General features: G+C 67.8%; 14 protein-coding genes. 5 read left to right on the top strand and 9 right to left on the bottom strand.

Going from position 1 to position 15430, the window contains the following annotated elements; genetic code table 11:
• Window positions 1-46 precede the first annotated feature (46 nt).
• From kstD to A5767_RS02495, 5 genes are all read left to right on the top strand, one after another.
• Entirely contained in the window at window positions 47-1759 is a 1713-nt protein-coding gene (kstD, locus tag A5767_RS02475; RefSeq protein ID WP_024102879.1) for a 3-oxosteroid 1-dehydrogenase, read from the top strand.
• 40 nt (window positions 1760-1799) lie between these two features.
• A complete protein-coding gene (locus A5767_RS02480; RefSeq protein WP_006550454.1) occupies window positions 1800-2660 on the top strand; it encodes a MaoC/PaaZ C-terminal domain-containing protein in 861 nt (286 codons plus the stop codon).
• A 34-nt stretch (window positions 2661-2694) separates the two neighbouring features.
• Window positions 2695-4440, top strand: a complete 1746-nt coding sequence (locus tag A5767_RS02485; RefSeq protein ID WP_024102878.1) for a cholesterol oxidase substrate-binding domain-containing protein — start codon at window positions 2695-2697, stop codon at window positions 4438-4440.
• Between the two features lie 61 nt (window positions 4441-4501).
• On the top strand, window positions 4502-5560 hold the full coding sequence (locus A5767_RS02490; protein WP_231913100.1) for an alpha/beta hydrolase family protein: 1059 nt from the start codon (window positions 4502-4504) through the stop codon (window positions 5558-5560).
• A gap of 50 nt (window positions 5561-5610) precedes the next feature.
• Entirely contained in the window at window positions 5611-6225 is a 615-nt protein-coding gene (locus A5767_RS02495; RefSeq protein ID WP_019290163.1) for a flavodoxin family protein, read from the top strand.
• Between the two features lie 27 nt (window positions 6226-6252).
• On the opposite strand, the gene A5767_RS02500 is transcribed toward A5767_RS02495, so the two are convergent.
• The 9 genes from A5767_RS02500 to A5767_RS02540 form a co-directional block, all read right to left on the bottom strand.
• Window positions 6253-7041: an ABC transporter permease gene (locus tag A5767_RS02500; protein ID WP_170318477.1), complete on the bottom strand. Its 789-nt coding sequence runs from the start codon at window positions 7039-7041 to the stop codon at window positions 6253-6255.
• An 11-nt stretch (window positions 7042-7052) separates the two neighbouring features.
• A complete protein-coding gene (locus A5767_RS02505) occupies window positions 7053-8030 on the bottom strand; it encodes an ATP-binding cassette domain-containing protein (protein WP_064851574.1) in 978 nt (325 codons plus the stop codon).
• 94 nt (window positions 8031-8124) lie between these two features.
• Window positions 8125-8961, bottom strand: a complete 837-nt coding sequence (locus A5767_RS02510) for a mycofactocin-coupled SDR family oxidoreductase (RefSeq protein WP_197483187.1) — start codon at window positions 8959-8961, stop codon at window positions 8125-8127.
• 115 nt (window positions 8962-9076) lie between these two features.
• Window positions 9077-10483: a DUF2252 domain-containing protein gene (locus A5767_RS02515; protein WP_064851576.1), complete on the bottom strand. Its 1407-nt coding sequence runs from the start codon at window positions 10481-10483 to the stop codon at window positions 9077-9079.
• A 79-nt stretch (window positions 10484-10562) separates the two neighbouring features.
• Window positions 10563-11732, bottom strand: coding sequence for a lipid-transfer protein (locus tag A5767_RS02520; protein WP_064256762.1), 1170 nt, complete (start codon window positions 11730-11732; stop codon window positions 10563-10565).
• On the bottom strand, window positions 11729-12133 hold the full coding sequence (locus A5767_RS02525) for a MaoC family dehydratase (RefSeq protein WP_064256761.1): 405 nt from the start codon (window positions 12131-12133) through the stop codon (window positions 11729-11731). Before A5767_RS02525 ends, A5767_RS02520 begins: the two co-directional genes overlap by 4 nt.
• Window positions 12130-13149, bottom strand: coding sequence for a bifunctional MaoC family dehydratase N-terminal/OB-fold nucleic acid binding domain-containing protein (locus tag A5767_RS02530; protein ID WP_064851577.1), 1020 nt, complete (start codon window positions 13147-13149; stop codon window positions 12130-12132). The genes A5767_RS02525 and A5767_RS02530 overlap by 4 nt, the downstream gene beginning before the upstream one ends.
• Before the next feature lie 44 nt (window positions 13150-13193).
• Window positions 13194-14345 (bottom strand): acyl-CoA dehydrogenase family protein, encoded by a 1152-nt coding sequence (locus tag A5767_RS02535; protein ID WP_006550465.1) that lies wholly within the window; start codon window positions 14343-14345, stop codon window positions 13194-13196.
• Window positions 14330-15373 (bottom strand): acyl-CoA dehydrogenase family protein, encoded by a 1044-nt coding sequence (locus A5767_RS02540; RefSeq protein ID WP_064851578.1) that lies wholly within the window; start codon window positions 15371-15373, stop codon window positions 14330-14332. The genes A5767_RS02535 and A5767_RS02540 overlap by 16 nt, the downstream gene beginning before the upstream one ends.
• Between the last annotated feature and the right edge of the window lie 57 nt (window positions 15374-15430).

Raw genomic sequence — 15430 nt, forward strand, 5'->3', positions numbered from 1 at the left:
CATTCGGGGATGGACTCGGCACCGCCATTTCTATAACGTGTTCTATATGACGAAGCAGGAGTACGACATCGTTGTCGTCGGCAGCGGTGCCGGCGGAATGACCGCCGCCCTCACCGCAGCCCGCAAGGGCGCCGACGTGGTCCTGATCGAGAAGGCGTCGCGCTACGGCGGGTCGAGCGCCCGATCGGGCGGCGGTGTGTGGATTCCCAACAACGAGGCGCTGAAGTCCGCCGGGGTGGACGACACCCCCGAAGAAGCCCGGAAGTACCTCCACAGCATCATCGGCGACGGCGTACCTGCCGAGAAGATCGACACCTACATCGATCGCGGACCGGAGATGCTCTCCTTCGTCCTGAAGAACAGCGCCCTCGAACTGCAATGGGTACCGGGCTATTCCGACTACTACCCCGAGGCGCCGGGCGGACGTCCCAGTGGCCGTTCGGTCGAACCGACGCCCTTCGACGGCCGCCGTCTCGGCGAGGATCTCGCTCTCCTCGAACCCGACTACGCCCGAGCTCCCAAGAACTTCGTCATCACCCAGGCCGACTACAAGTGGCTGAACCTGCTCATGCGGAATCCGCGCGGACCGGTTCGCGCCATGCGGGTCGGCGCTCGGTTCGTCTGGGCGAACATCACCAAGAAGCACCTGCTCGTCCGAGGCCAGGCGCTCATGGCCGGGCTGCGGATCGGTCTGCGCGACGCCGGTGTGCCCCTGCTACTGGAGACGGCGCTCACCGACCTCGTCGTCGAGGACGGGGTCGTGCGCGGCGTCGAGGTGGTCGCGAACGGCGAGAAGTGCGTCATCCGTGCCCGCAAGGGCGTGATCCTCGCAAGCGGCGGTTTCGAGCACAACGCCGAGATGCGGGCGCAGTACCAGCGTCAGCCGATCGGCACCGAGTGGACCGTGGGCGCGAAGGCGAACACCGGAGACGGCATCCGCGCCGGACAGAAGCTGGGCGCCGCAGTCGATTTCATGGACGATGCCTGGTGGGGACCGTCCTTCACTCTCACCGGCGGCCCGTGGTTCGCACTGTCGGAACGCAGCCTCCCCGGGTGCCTCATGGTCAACGCCGCAGGCAAGCGTTTCGTCAACGAGTCGGCGCCCTACGTCGAAGCGACGCATGCGATGTACGGCGGCAAGCACGGCCGCGGCGAGGGACCGGGCGAGAACATCCCCAGCTGGCTGATCCTCGATCAGCGCTACCGCGACCGCTACACCTTCGCCGGCATCACCCCCCGCACTCCCTTCCCCCGCCGGTGGCTCGAGGCCGGGGTGCTCGTCAAGGCCGGTTCCGTCGCCGAACTCGCCGAGAAGATCGGGGTACCGGCCGACGCCCTCACCGAGACGGTGCAGCGGTTCAACGGCTTCGCCCGGGCCGGCAAGGACGAGGACTTCGGCCGCGGCGAATCCCACTACGACCACTACTACGGGGATCCGCGCAACAAGCCGAATCCGAGCCTCGGCGTGGTCGACAAGGCCCCGTTCTACGCGTTCAAGGTGGTCCCCGGCGATCTCGGCACCAAGGGCGGGCTCGTCACCGATGTCCATGGCCGGGTGGTGCGCGAGGACGGCAGCGTGATCGACGGCCTGTACGCGACCGGTAACGCCAGCTCCCCGGTCATGGGTCACACCTACGCCGGGCCCGGCGCCACCATTGGGCCGGCGATGACCTTCGGCTATCTCGCGGCCCTGGACATCCTGGACCGCACGCGTGACGAACGTGCCGAAGAGCTGCGAGAATCCGCCGACACCGTGTGACCCGATCGACTCGCGTTCGAGCCGTAGAAAGGAAGTACCCGTGCCCATCGATCCCTCGGTTGCCGTCGGAGCCGAACTGCCCGCTCAGGAGTTCGAGTGGAGCAGCACCGATGTCCAGCTCTACAACCTCGGCATCGGTGCCGGGTCCCATCCCACCGACGCGGGTGAACTGCGTTACCTCCGGGACAGGGGTCCCCAGGTACTCCCCACCTTCGCGACCGTCGCCGCGACCTTCCACCAGGTCGAGCCGCCGAAGGTCTCGTTCCCCGGGATCGAGATCGATCTCGCCAAGGTCGTCCACGGCAGCCAGGAGGTGACCGTGCACGCGCCCATCCCCGCTTCGGGCAAGGGCCGCACGGTCACCCGCATCGCCGAGGTGTGGGACAAGGGCAAGGCCGCGGTCGTCGTGCAGGAATCGGTGACCGAGGATCTCGACGGCAATCCCCTGTGGACCGCGCGGTCGTCGATCTTCGCCCGCGGTGAGGGTGGTTTCGGCGGCGAGCGCGGCCCGTCGGAGTCGGTGGAGTATCCCGATCGTGAACCGGACGCCGAGTTCGACGTGCCGACCCTTCCACAGCAGGCGCTGCTCTACCGCCTGTGCGGCGACCGCAATCCCCTCCACTCCGATCCCGAGTTCGCATCCGCGGCGGGCTTCCCGGCACCGATTCTGCACGGGCTGTGCACCTACGGCATCGTGTGCAAGGCGGTGACCGACGGTCTGCTCGACGCCGACGCATCGCGCGTGAAGGGATTCCGCGCCCGGTTCGCCGGTGTGGTCTTCCCCGGCGAGACCCTCCGGGTGCGCGTGTGGAACGACGGCGACCGCAAACTCGTGACCGTCTCCGTCATCGAACGCGATCTCGCCCCTGCCCTGGCCGACGTGGTACTCACCGTGGCGTGATCGCCACGCCCTCCCGAAAGAGCGACATTCGAACATGACACTTCGTGATTCGTCGCCGCGCCTGTCGCGGCGCGGTTTCCTCGCGGCCGGCGCCGGTGCGTTGGCGGTCTCCGCCCTCGGTGGATGGACCCCGGTACATGCCGTCCCCTCCGGGTCCGCGGCCTCGACGCTCCCCACTCCCCCGGTGTTCCCCGACGGCATCGATCTCTACCAGCAGGCGTACCAGAACTGGTCCAAGGAGATCATGCTGGACGCCATCTGGACCTGCGCGCCTCGCACCCCCGACGACGTGGTGCGCCTGGTGAACTGGGCGCACGAGAACGGATACACCATCCGTCCGCGCGGGGCCATGCACGGCTGGACACCGCTGACGATCGTCAACGGCGCACCCGTCGACCGGGTGATCCTCGCCGACACCATGCTCCACCTCGACTGGGTCCAGGTGAACCCCGGAGGCTCCCCCGCGACCGTCACGGCAGGTCCCGGCGCGACGCTCGACGTCATCACCACTGCATTGCAGGACCACGGTCTCGGACTCGCGAATCTTCCTGCGCCCGGCGTGTTGTCGATCGCCGGGGCGCTCGCCGTCAACGCGCACGGCGCCGCCCTGCCCGCCAACGGTGAATCCACCCTCCCCGGTCACACCTTCGGGTCGCTGAGCAATCTCGTGACCGAACTGACCGCCGTCGTGTGGGACGGCAGCGCCTACGCACTGCGTACCTTCACCCGCGCCGATCCCGAGATCACCCCGCTGCTCACGCATCTCGGCCGGACGTTCATCACGTCCGTCACGTTGCAGGCCGGACCGAACTATCGCATGCGCTGCCAGTCCTTCACCGACATCACCTGGCAGGAACTGTTCTCCCCCGCCGGTTCGCCGGGTCGGACCTTCGAGTCGTTCGTCGATTCGGCGGGGCGGGCCGAGGCGATCTGGTATCCGTTCACGGAACGTCCGTGGATGAAGGTGTGGTCGCTCGCACCGGAGAAGCCGGCCACCTCGCGGGAGGTGACCGGGCCGTACAACTACCCGTTCTCCGACAACGTGCCCGAACCGATCACCGACCTGCTGGGGCACATCACGGCCGGGAACACTTCGATCGCACCGGCTTTCGGTCAGACCTATTACGGCGTGACCGTGGCCGGTCTCGCAGCGACGGGATCGTCCGACATCTGGGGCTGGTCGAAGGATCTGCAGTTCTACATCAAGGCGACCACCCTGCGACTGACCGAGGGGGGCGGTGCGGTGCTCACGAACCGCGCCAACATCGCCAACGTGATCCACGACTTCGCGCACTGGTTCTCCGAGCGCATCGAGCACTACCGCAGCCTGGGACAGTTCCCTCTCAACGGTCCGGTCGAAATCCGGTGCTGCGGACTGGATCGGCCGGAGGACGTCCTCGTCCCGTCGGCGGGACCGCCGACGATCGCGTCGACCCGCCCGCGTCCCGACCACCCGGAATGGGACACCGCCATCTGGCTCAACGTTCTCGGTGTCCCGGGAACTCCCGGCATGTTCGCCTTCTACCGGGAGATGGAGCAGTGGATGCGGCAGCGGTACAACGGAAGCGACTCGACCTTCCGGCCGGAATGGTCGAAGGGCTGGGCGTTCGGTCCCGACCTGCCGTACACCGACGAGCAGATCCTGACGCAGGGCCTGCCCGACACCTACCGGGAAGGTGTTCCCTCGGACGAGAACTGGGATTCGGCTCGCGCGGTCTACAACCGTCTCGATCCGCATCGGGTCTTCAGCAACACCTTCATCGACACCCTGCTCCCCTGATCTCCCACGGGCGTCCTCGCTCACCACGGGCACAGCGCAGTCCTTTGCTAGGGTTCGCACCATGCGGAACGTGCGAAGGTGGATCGGTGCTGCTGCTGTGCCCGTGCTGGTTCTCGCGGGAGGTGTGACACTCGCGGGAACCGCGGTGGCCCTTCCCGACACGGGTTCGGTCGCCGTGTCGAACGGCACCGACGCCCCGGTGACCTTCGAGGCCGACGGCACCACCTTCCACGGCAGCCTCCGCAACCCGGACGGAGCCGCGGTGGCCGCCGCACTGCTGCTCCCGGGCAGCGGCACCACCGATCGCAACGGCAACCAGCCCGGCTGGGCGGCCGACACCCTGGTGCGCACCGCGGACGCACTCGCCGCCCACGGCATCGCGAGCCTGCGCTTCGACAAGATCGGGGCCGGTGAGACGGGCCTCGGGTCCTACACGGTCGAGACCATCGGCGAGTACGGCTTCACCGAGCAGGTCGACCACGCCGAAGCCGCGGTGCGTCTGCTCGCTGAACACACCGGAGTCTCCCCCGAGGAGATCCTCGTCCTCGGACACAGCGAGGGTGCACTGACCGCGCTCGCACTCGCCGATCGCGGTATCGGAAGCGGCTTCGCACTTCTCGCTCCGCTGCCGATGCGCTACCTGGACCTGCTGACCGCCCAGCTGAATGCCGTGGTGGATTCCGGACAGCTCGGCCCCGACGGCGAGGCGGTCCGGGCCGACCTGCCGCGTGCCGTCGAGTCGCTGCGGACGACCGGGGCCTTCCCCACCGATCTGCACCCGATCCTCGCGCAGTTCGGCATGAACCCCGCGAACGCGAAGTTCCTCTTCGAGTCCGACCAGCTCGACCCGGTTGAGCTCGCCGCGGAGCTGGCGGCCGACACCCCGGTGCTGCTCACCTGTTCCGACAAGGACCTGAACATCAACTGCGCGCAGGTCGAGCCGCTGCGAAACGCCCTCGCCCACACCCACCTGCAGTTCGAGCACTTCACCACCGCCAACCACAGTCTCGAGGAACTCGGCCCGCTGCAGCCCGGCCCGGCCGACCAGGTGGCGCTGCTGCCCATCTCGTTCGAGTTCTCGGCGGCGATCGACAGTTGGGCGGCCGCACGCGGTCGCTGACTGTCGTGTTGTAGGTGATTGTCGTGGTGTAGCTCGGGTATCCCGGGCACATGACAGCACTGCACGCCGTGGCCCTGAACTGCACGCTCAAGCCGTCCCCCGCCGAGTCCAGCACCGACAAGATGGTGGCGCACGTGTTCGACGCACTGTCGAAGCACGACGTCAGCGTCGAAACCGTCCGGGTCGTCGACTTCGACGTCAAGCCCGGTGTCGAAGCCGACATGGGCGATGGGGATCAATGGCCGGAGATCGTCGAGCGCATCGTCTCGGCCGACATCCTGCTCGTCGCCACACCGACCTGGGTGGGACACATGTCGAGCGTCGCCCAGCGCGTCCTCGAGCGGCTCGATGCCGAACTGTCGAACACCGACGACGAGAACCGTCCACGCATGGTGGGCAAGGTCGGGATCGCCGCAGTCGTCGGCAACGAGGACGGCGCGCACAAGATCGTCGCCGACCTGTTCCAGAGCCTCAACGACATCGGTTTCTCGATCCCCGCGCAGGGCTCGACCTACTGGAACGGCGAGGCGATGTCGGGCACCGACTTCAAGGATCTCGACGAGATCCCCGAAGCGGTGCGCTCGACCACCGAATCCGTCGCCCGCAACGCCGTGCACCTGGCGACGCTGTTGCGTCAGCGCCAGTACGCGCCCTACCCGGGATGAACCCACCCGCCGGCCGGACGCCGACGGTCAGCGGCTGACGGCCTTCTGGTACCTGCGGATCGCGAACGGCACGAACACGATCAGCATCAACGCTGTCCACATCAGCGACGCGAGGACCGGATTCTGCAGGGGCCACACGTCGGGGGGCGGCACCATGGGATTGGTGTTGCCGAACAGTTCGCGGACCGCCTGCGTGACGGCCGAGATGGGATTCCACTCGGCGATGACGCGCAGCACCGTCGGCATCGACGACGGGTCGACGAACGTGTTGGCGATGAACGACAGCGGGAAGATCACCATGAAGCTCGCGTTGTTGAAGACCTCGGGCGTGCGGATCCACATGCCGATCACGGCCATCACCCACGACAGGGCGTAGGCGAACAACAACAGCAACAGGTAGCCGGCGAGCGCCTCACCGACCGAGGTGTTGATCCGCCACCCCACGAGAAGACCGGTCAACGACATCACCACGAGGCTGAGCACATTGATCAGCACGTCGGTGCTGGTGCGTCCGATGAGCACCGCGGACGGGGCCATCGGCAGCGACCGGAACCGGTCGATGATGCCCTTCTGCAGGTCTTCGACCATCCCGAGGCCCGTCCAGGTGGATCCGAAGATGACCGTCTGGGTGAAGATGCCTGCGATGAGGAACTCCCGGTACGAGACGCCGGGAACGTCGATCGCGCTGCCGAAGACGTATGCGAAGAGCAGCACGAACATGATCGGCGACAGCGTCGTGAAGACCAGCAGATCCGGCACACGCTTGATCTTGATCATGTTGCGCTTGGCAATGGTCAGGCCGTCGGATGCGACCATCTCGAGTGTGTTCACGACACCGCCTCCTCGACCTTCTCGTCCGTGCCGCGACCGGTGAGCGTGAGGAACACGTCGTCGAGGGTCGGTTTCCGCAATGCGACGTCGGAGACCCGGATGCCCGCGGCCGACAGCTTCCCGAGCGCCATCACGAGCCCGTCGGTTCCGCCGACCGAGTCGCCGCTGACCGGCACGGTGATGCGGCCGGTACTGCGCTCGACCCTGACCTCCCCGGACGCCACCGATTCGAGCTCGCGAACCGCGCGGTCGCGCTGATCGGTGTCGGTCACGGCGAGTTCGATGCGTTCGCCACCGACGCGGCTCTTGAGCTCGTCGGCCGTGCCGCGGGCGATGACCGCGCCCCGATCGATCACGACGATGTCGTCGGCGAGGCGTTCGGCCTCGTCCATGTACTGCGTCGTCAGCAGCAGCGTCGTGCCGCGTTGCACGAGGGTGTCGATGACGTCCCACAACCCGAGGCGGGCCCGCGGATCGAGACCCGTCGTGGGTTCGTCGAGGAACAGCACCGGAGGATCGGCGACGAGCGCACCGGCGAGGTCGAGGCGGCGTCGCATACCGCCCGAATAACCCTTGACCGGGCGATCGCCCGCTTCTTCGAGATCGAACTGTTCGAGCAACTCGCGTGCCCGGAGGCGACTGCGTTTGGCGCCGAGGTGGTACAGCCGGCCGACCATCTCGAGGTTCTCGAAGCCTGTGAGATATTCGTCGACCGCCGCGTACTGCCCCGATGCTCCGATCCTGGAGCGGAGCTTTCGCGCCTCGGTGAGGACGTCGTATCCCGCCACTTCGGCGCGACCGGCATCGGGGACGAGCAGTGTCGTCAACACCCGCACCGTGGTGGTCTTTCCGGCCCCATTGGGCCCGAGCAGCGCGGTGACCGTCCCCTCCGGCACTCGCAGATCTACCCCGTCGAGCGCTCTGAGCTGCCCGTATGTCTTGATCAGTCCTTCTGCAACTATGGCGTCGGCCATCAGTTTCTCCCCTGACTGTGGTGGTGAGCACAGTGTGCACGAAGAGACCGACACGGTTCGACGGGTTTTCTCATCGCTCCGCCGGGAGGATCGCTCAGCCCGTCACCCGGGCGGCGTTGCCGGCGTCGATCGGCAGCACGGTGCCGGAGATGTGTGCGGACGCCTCGTCGGCGAAGAACAGAACCGCACGGGTGACCTCGGCCGGGTCGAGCCACGGCACCGGTTGTGCGTGCAGGGAGGTGAACACCGGAGCGACATCGTCGGCGGTCGGATATTCGAGGTCGGGCCGCAGCATCCCGTAGAGCGCGTCGTTGTGGATCATCGGCGTGGAGATGTTGCCCGGGGCGACGGCGTTGACGGTGATGCCGTTCTGCGCGAGGTCCAGGGCCGCGCTCTTCGTCAGGCCGATCACGCCCCACTTCGACGCCGCATACGCGGCCATGTTGGTGTTGCCCGCTCGGCCGAGCATCGACGACACCGTGACGATACGACCGTAGCCGCGTTCGATCATCCCCGGCGTGACCGCGGCGACGGTGTTGAACACCCCGGTGAGATTGGACGCGATCGCTTCGTCCCACATCTCCTGCGGCATGCGGTACACCGGTGCCGCGACCGACACCCCGGCATTGGCGACCCCGATGTCGATCCGCCCGAGTTCGGCGTGGGCACGAGCCACCAGCGCGTCCATCGCCGGACGGTCGGCGGTGTCGAGTGTCGCAGAGACGGCGCGGCGACCGGTCGCCTCGACGAGTTGCACCGTCTCCGCGAGGTCCTCCTCGGTCGCCAGCGGATATCCCACCACCGGTGAGTCGGAACACCGGTCGCAGACGACCACGTCGGCGCCTGCCTCGGCGAATGCGACGGCGTGCGAGCGTCCTTGGCCCCGCGCCGCTCCCGTCACGAATGCGACCCTGCCCTCGAAACCCATCATGACGTCCTTCCGTCGGCGCGTGATCGCCTCCCTTGTACCGCGCCGAGCGAAAGGACGGATGGGTGATTCCCGGACAGCGGACATGCCCGGGGAGCAGGCACGAATCAGACGGGGATCAGAGCCCGGTCCGGGCCTTCACCCGTCCCTGTTCGATGGCGTCGTGCAGCGCCTGCAGGTCGCGTTCGTTGCGGTCCGCGTAGGCCACCGCGAACGACGAGACCGCCTCGTCGAACTCCTCGTCCGTGCCGAGATAGGCCGCCAGTGCGATCCGGTCGCCGGCCCGCGCATGGGCGAAGGCGAGGACTCGGCCGCAGAGTCGGCCGTAGAGCTTCAGGCCCTTGGGCACCATCTCCTCGATCACCGCCGAACCCTTGCCGTCGCGGAGCTGACGGATATAGAAATCCCGGTTCACCCCGTCGGCCCCGGCGCCCTGCTGCCAGCCGAGGAAGATGTCGCTCGCCGACTGCATCAGCCGCTGACCGTCGACGACCCGTTCGCCCTCGTTCCGGAAGGTCGGACCGTCGACGTAGTACGACAGCACCGAACGCTGGGCCTCCTTCGCCTGCAGGAACAACGGATCGTCGTCGTCCGCACCGCGCAGCAGGAGGATCCACGCCCGCGTGCCGACACTGCCCACTCCGACGACCTTCCGCGCGGCCTGGACCAGTTCGAACTGTTCGAGGAGGACTCGGCGGTCCCACTGTAGTGTCGCCCGGTACGAATGGACACGGCCGTACAACTCGTCGTAGATCGCCTCGGCGTCGAGGTCGGCGAAGACCTCTTCGACGGGCACGATGAGCGGCGGATCGCTGATGATCCGGCGGTGACCGTCGATGATGGTGGTCAGCTTCTCCAGTGCCTGGAGGCTGTCGCGGCGCGAGGCCTTGTCGAGCGCTTTCCGCGTGCGTTTCTCCATCTTCGCATCCAGCAGGCCACCCAACTCCGCTATCTCGGTCGTGGGATCGAGGTGGGAGTACCGCACGGCCAGATTTCCGAGTTGAGCTTGCCTACAGATCGTCTCGCGGTACTCTGCGGCACATGCCCGGGTGATCTTCCGGCGTTCCTTCGCGGTGAACCCGTTGTCGCGACCGGCGATCTCGAGGCTTGCGACCAGGCGCTTGACGTCCCATTCGAACGGCCCCGGATAGGTTTCGTCGAAGTCGTTGACGTCGAAGGCCGTTCTCCGTTCCGGAGTCGCGAACAGGCCGAAATTGCTCGCGTGGGCGTCGCCGCACAGCTGTGTGTGCAGACCACTGTCGGATGTGCGCGACAGATCGTCGGCCATCACCAGTGCAGCACCGCGGAAGAACGCGAACACCGACGTCGCCATGCGACCGTACCGGACCGGAACGAGCTGGGGGACGCGCGACTGCGCCTGACTCTCGAGCAGCGCGATCGGATCCCGGGACGACTCCCCGAGATCGGCCAGCGACTCGACGGGAGTGCCCCTCCGAGCGGCGAGACCGTTCTGGACCCGCTGTTCGCGAGTCGGATGCACGACATGTCCGTCCGTGACCGACATGGGTCCTCCCACGGGGATATCACCGGAGTGTGGGCCTTCATAGTAGGCAGGCCTGCGGTCCCCTGGGAGGGAAACGGCGTCAGGACCGCGACAGCACCAGCCCTGAGGTCGGAACTCCTGTTCCTGCCGTGACCAGGACGTGGTCGACGTCGTCGACCTGGTTGACGGCCGTGCCGCGGATCTGCCGTACGCCCTCCGCGATGCCGTTCATGCCGTGGATGTAGGCCTCGCCCAGCTGACCGCCGTGCGTGTTGATCGGTAGCCGTCCGCCCACCTGGATGCCGTCGGCGACGAAGTCCTTGGCCTCACCGCGGCCGCAGAAACCGAGTTCTTCGAGCTGCATGAGCACGTACGGGGTGAAGTGGTCGTAGAGCACGGCCGTGGCGATGTCCTGCGGCCCGATGCCCGCCTGCTCCCACAACTGGTCGCCGACGATGCCCATCTCCGGCAGGCCTGTGAGCCCGTCCCGGTAGTAGCTGGTCATGATGTACTGATCGGGTCCGCTCCCCTGCGCCGCGGCCGCGATCATCGCCGGGGTCTGCTTCAGGTCCTTCGCCCGCTCGGCGCTGGTGACGACGATCGCGACGCCGCCGTCCGATTCCTGGCAGCAGTCGAGCAGGTGCAGCGGCTCGGCGATCCACCGCGAGTTCTGGTGGTCCTCGAGCGTGATCGGCTTGCCGTGGAAGAACGCCTTCGGATTCGTGGCGGCGTGCGCCCGATCCGCGACCGCCACGGCGCCGAAGTCGGCGCTCGTCGCACCGGAGACGTGCATGTAGCGTTGCGCGACCATCGCGACGAACGAGGCCGGTGTGCTCAGCCCGTGCGGGTAGGAGAACGCGTTGTCGGTGCCCGACGAATTCACCTGCGCGGCAAGGGCAGTGTTGACCTGCCCGTACCGCGCGCCGGACCGCTCGTTGAACGCCCGGTACGCGACCACCACGTCGGCCACGCCGGTCGCGACGGCCATCGCCGCCTGCTGCACCGTCGCGCACGCCGCACCGCCGCCGTAGTGGATGCGGGAGAAGAACTTCAGGTGCGGAATGCCCACCGAACGGGCCACGGCCACTTCGGTGTTGGTGTCCATCGTGAACGAGACCAGACCGTCGACGTCGGCCGGGGTCAGTCCCGCGTCGTCGAGGGCGGCGCACACCGCTTCGGCCGCGAGGCGGAGTTCGCTGCGGCCGGAGTCCTTCGAGAAGTCGGTCGCGCCGATGCCGACGATCGCCGCTGCACCCGACAGGCCGCTCATGCGGTGCCTCCGATCACGAAAGTGGCTGTGGCCGTGATGTGTTTGCCCAGACTGTTGGTGCCGGTGATGTCGACGGTGACCAGTCCGTCCTCGACGGACGCGACGGTGCCCGAGAGGGTCAGGGTGTCGTAGGCGTACCAGGGCACACCCAGTCTCAGCGAGATCGACTTCACCACCGCGCGGGGGCCGGCCCAGTCGGTGACGTAGCGCTGCACGAGGCCGGTGTCGGTGAGGATGTTGACGAAGATGTCCTTCGATCCGCGCTGCTGTGCCTTGTCGCGGTCGTGGTGCACGTCCTGGAAGTCGCGTGTGGCCAGGGCCGTCGACACGATGAAGGTGGGATCGGCGTGGATCTCGAGGGAGGGCAGGCTCTCGCCCGTCGTGACGGTCGGGGTGCTCACACGTCCTCCTCGATCGGCTTCCAGGCGTACAGCGTCCACGGCTGCCCGCCGGTCTCGTCGTCGCCGGGGAAGTCGAGGAAGGTGACCTCGACCGGCATCCCGATGCGTACCTGTCCAGGGTCGACGTCGCGGAGTTCACCGAGCATCCGGACACCCTCGTCGAGTTCGACGAGCGCGACGACGAAGGGCACCTGCCGCCCCGGCACCTTGGGAGCGTGGTGGACGACGAAGCTGAACACCGTTCCGCGACCGGAGGATACGACGTAGTCGGTGGTTTCCGACTTGTCGAGCCAGAGCGCCGGGACGGGTGGGTGCTGCAGGGTGCCGTCGGGGCGTCGCTGGATGCGCAGTTCGTGGGTGGCCACGCCGTCCCAGAAGAATTGCGTGTCGCGGGAGACGGACGGGCGGAGCATCCGCGTGGGGTCGAGATCGTCGGGTACCGCGGATGTGGGCCGGTCTTCCGACGTCTCCGCGCGCTCGTCCTTCGACGGCGGTGCGAACTTCAGGATGCGGAAGAGCATCTCGGCGACGACCTCGTCGCCGACCTTCCACAGGTTGCGGGTGGTGAAGAACCATCCCTCTCCGAGCCCGGTCCGCTTCGGTCCGACGACGTCCTCGAGGGTGGATTCGATCGTCACCTGCTCGCCGTGGCGCAGGTAGCGGTGGTAGATCTGGTCGCAGTTGGTGGCGACCACCGAGGTGTAGCCGGCGTCGTCGAGGATCTGCGTCATCCGGCCGAGCGGGTCGTCCTTCTCGCGTTCGGCGCCGAGGCCGCGCATCGTCCACACCTGCGCCATCGCTGGCGGGGCCACGAGACCACCGTGACCGGCTGCGATCGCCGCGGTCTCGTCGGTGTAGATCGGGTTGTCGTCGCCGATCGCCTCGAGCCAGTTGCGGATCATCGGCATGTTCACCGGATCGCGGCCGGGTCGCGGCGCGGACGGGCCGTCGCCGCGGACCTTCTCGGCAGCCTGCAGGATCTCCTCGGGGATCCTCCCCCGAACATCTCGTGTCACCGAACCTTGTGTCACCGAATCTCGTGTCACCGAATTCTCCTGCCTCACCGCGGGACCCGCGGCATGCCCAGACCGGCGGTGGCGATCAGTTCGCGCATCACCTCGTTGACGCCACCGCCGAAGGTGATGACGACATTGCGTTTGGCCATCATGTCGAGCCAGCGGAGCAGATCGGCGGTGTCGTCGTCGGCCGGATCGCCGAAGGCACCGACGATCTCCTCGGCGAGGCGCCCGACGCGCTGGATCCGCTCGGTGGCGAATACCTTGGTCGCCGAGGCATCGGCGATGTCGACGGCGTCGTTGCTGCTCGCCGCGACCTGCCAGTTGAGCAGTTCGTTGAGTCGCCAGGTCGCGTGGATCTCGCCGAGTGCGCGTCGCACCTCGGGGCGGTCCCGGAGTTCGTGGGCGCGGACCCATTCGACGAGCCGGTCGTAGATGCCGGCGACGCGACCGGCCGGGCCGAGCATGACGCGTTCGTGGTTGAGTTGGGTGGTGATGAGCTTCCAGCCCTTGTTCTCCTCGCCGACGAGCATCTCGACGGGAACGCGTACGTCGCTGTAGTAGGTGGCGTTGACGTGGTGGGCACCGTCGCACGTGATGATCGGCGTCCAGCTGAAGCCGGGATCCTTGGTGTCGACGATGAGCACGGAGATGCCGCGGTGACGCGAGTCGGCGGGGCCGGTGCGGACGGCGAGCCAGATGTAGTCGGCGTCGTGCCCGCCGGTGGTGAAGATCTTCTGTCCGTTGACGATGTAGTGGTCGCCGTCGCGGACGGCGGTGGTGCGCAGGGCGGCGAGGTCGGTACCGGCCTCGGGTTCGGAGTAGCCGATGGCGAAGTGCACCTCGCCGGCGAGGATGGCGGGCAGGAACTTCCGCTTCTGTTCGTCGGTCCCGTAGACCTGCAGGGTCGGGCCGACGGTCTGCAGGGTGACGCTCGGCAACGGCACGTCGGCGCGGACGGCCTCGTTGGCGAAGATCTGCTGTTCCACGTCGCCGAAGCCGCGGCCGCCGAACTCGACGGGCCAGCCCACGCCGAGCCAACCGTCCTTGCCCATGCGACGCACGACCTCGCGATAGGTGGGGCCGTGCCGCTCCGTGCGCATGATCGCAGCCTCCTCGGGTGAGACGAGGCTGCTGAAGTATCGCCGCAGTTCGGCTTGCAGTGCGCGCTGGTCGTCGGTCAGATCGATGAACACCGGGCCCCCACGAGGTCGAGTCGGTACGAGGCGCCGCCGAGCAACCGGGCGAGGTCCTTGGCGGTCGACGAGTACTTGTGCAGCGGATAGGTCTCGTCCACACCCACGCCGCCGTGCAGGTGGTGCAGCACCCGCATGGCCGGCGGCAGTTCGGCGGCGATCCAGTAGGCGGTGATGTCGAGATCGTCCGCGGCGTCGAGACCTTCGGCCAGGCGCCAGACCGACGACAGCGCCGCGACGTGCAGGGTGCGGGCGGTGACGTAGACGTCGGCGATCTGCTGTGCGACGGCCTGGAAGGTCGCGAGCGGCTTGCCGAACTGGTGCCGCTCGCTGACGTGCTTCGCCGTGAGTTCGGTTGCCCCGGAGAGCAGTCCGTCGGCGAAGGCCGCCACGGCGGCGAGCGCGATCCGGTGGAGCATCGCCACAGCGTCGGTGCCGGATTCGGCGAGCAGGACACCCACGGCGCCGTCGGCGCGCACCGAGAACTCGGGAGAGCCGGTCGAGGTGGGGCTCGAACGCAGGGTCATGCCCACGGCGTCGGGAGCCACCGCGACCACGCCTGCGTCGGTGGGCAGCAGCACCACGCGTGCCCGATCGGCGTAGGGCACGGCGACGAACGAACCGGTGACCGCGTGGCCCCCGTCGGTGGCGACCGCCGTGGCGGCCGGTTGCTCCGGGAAGGCGCGCCCCGGTTCGCCGAGCGCGGCCGTGAGCACGGCTCCTTCGGCGACGCCGGCGAGCAGGTCGTCCTGTTGCTGTTCGGAGGCGAGCGCGAGGATCGGCAGCACGCCCAGGCCGAGGGTGACCAGGGCCGGGGTCTGCGCGGCTCCGCGTCCGATCTCGGTGAGCACGGTGGCGACCTCGCCGAGCCCGAGGCCCGACCCGCCGAGACGCTCCGGCAGAGCGAGCGAGAGCAGGTCGGCGTCGGCCAGCGCGGCCCACAACGCGTCGTCGGTGAGGCCGCGTTTCAGGAGACCGGCCGCCACACCGGCGATTTCCTCCTGTGTCTCGTCACGTGTGAAGTCCACCGTCACCCACCTTCGAATAGAACGTGTTCTAGTTGTAGCACTCCCCGGCGCCCTGCG

The sequence above is a fragment of the Rhodococcus sp. 852002-51564_SCH6189132-a genome, assembly GCF_001665495.1.
Taxonomy (GTDB): domain Bacteria; phylum Actinomycetota; class Actinomycetes; order Mycobacteriales; family Mycobacteriaceae; genus Rhodococcus; species Rhodococcus pyridinivorans.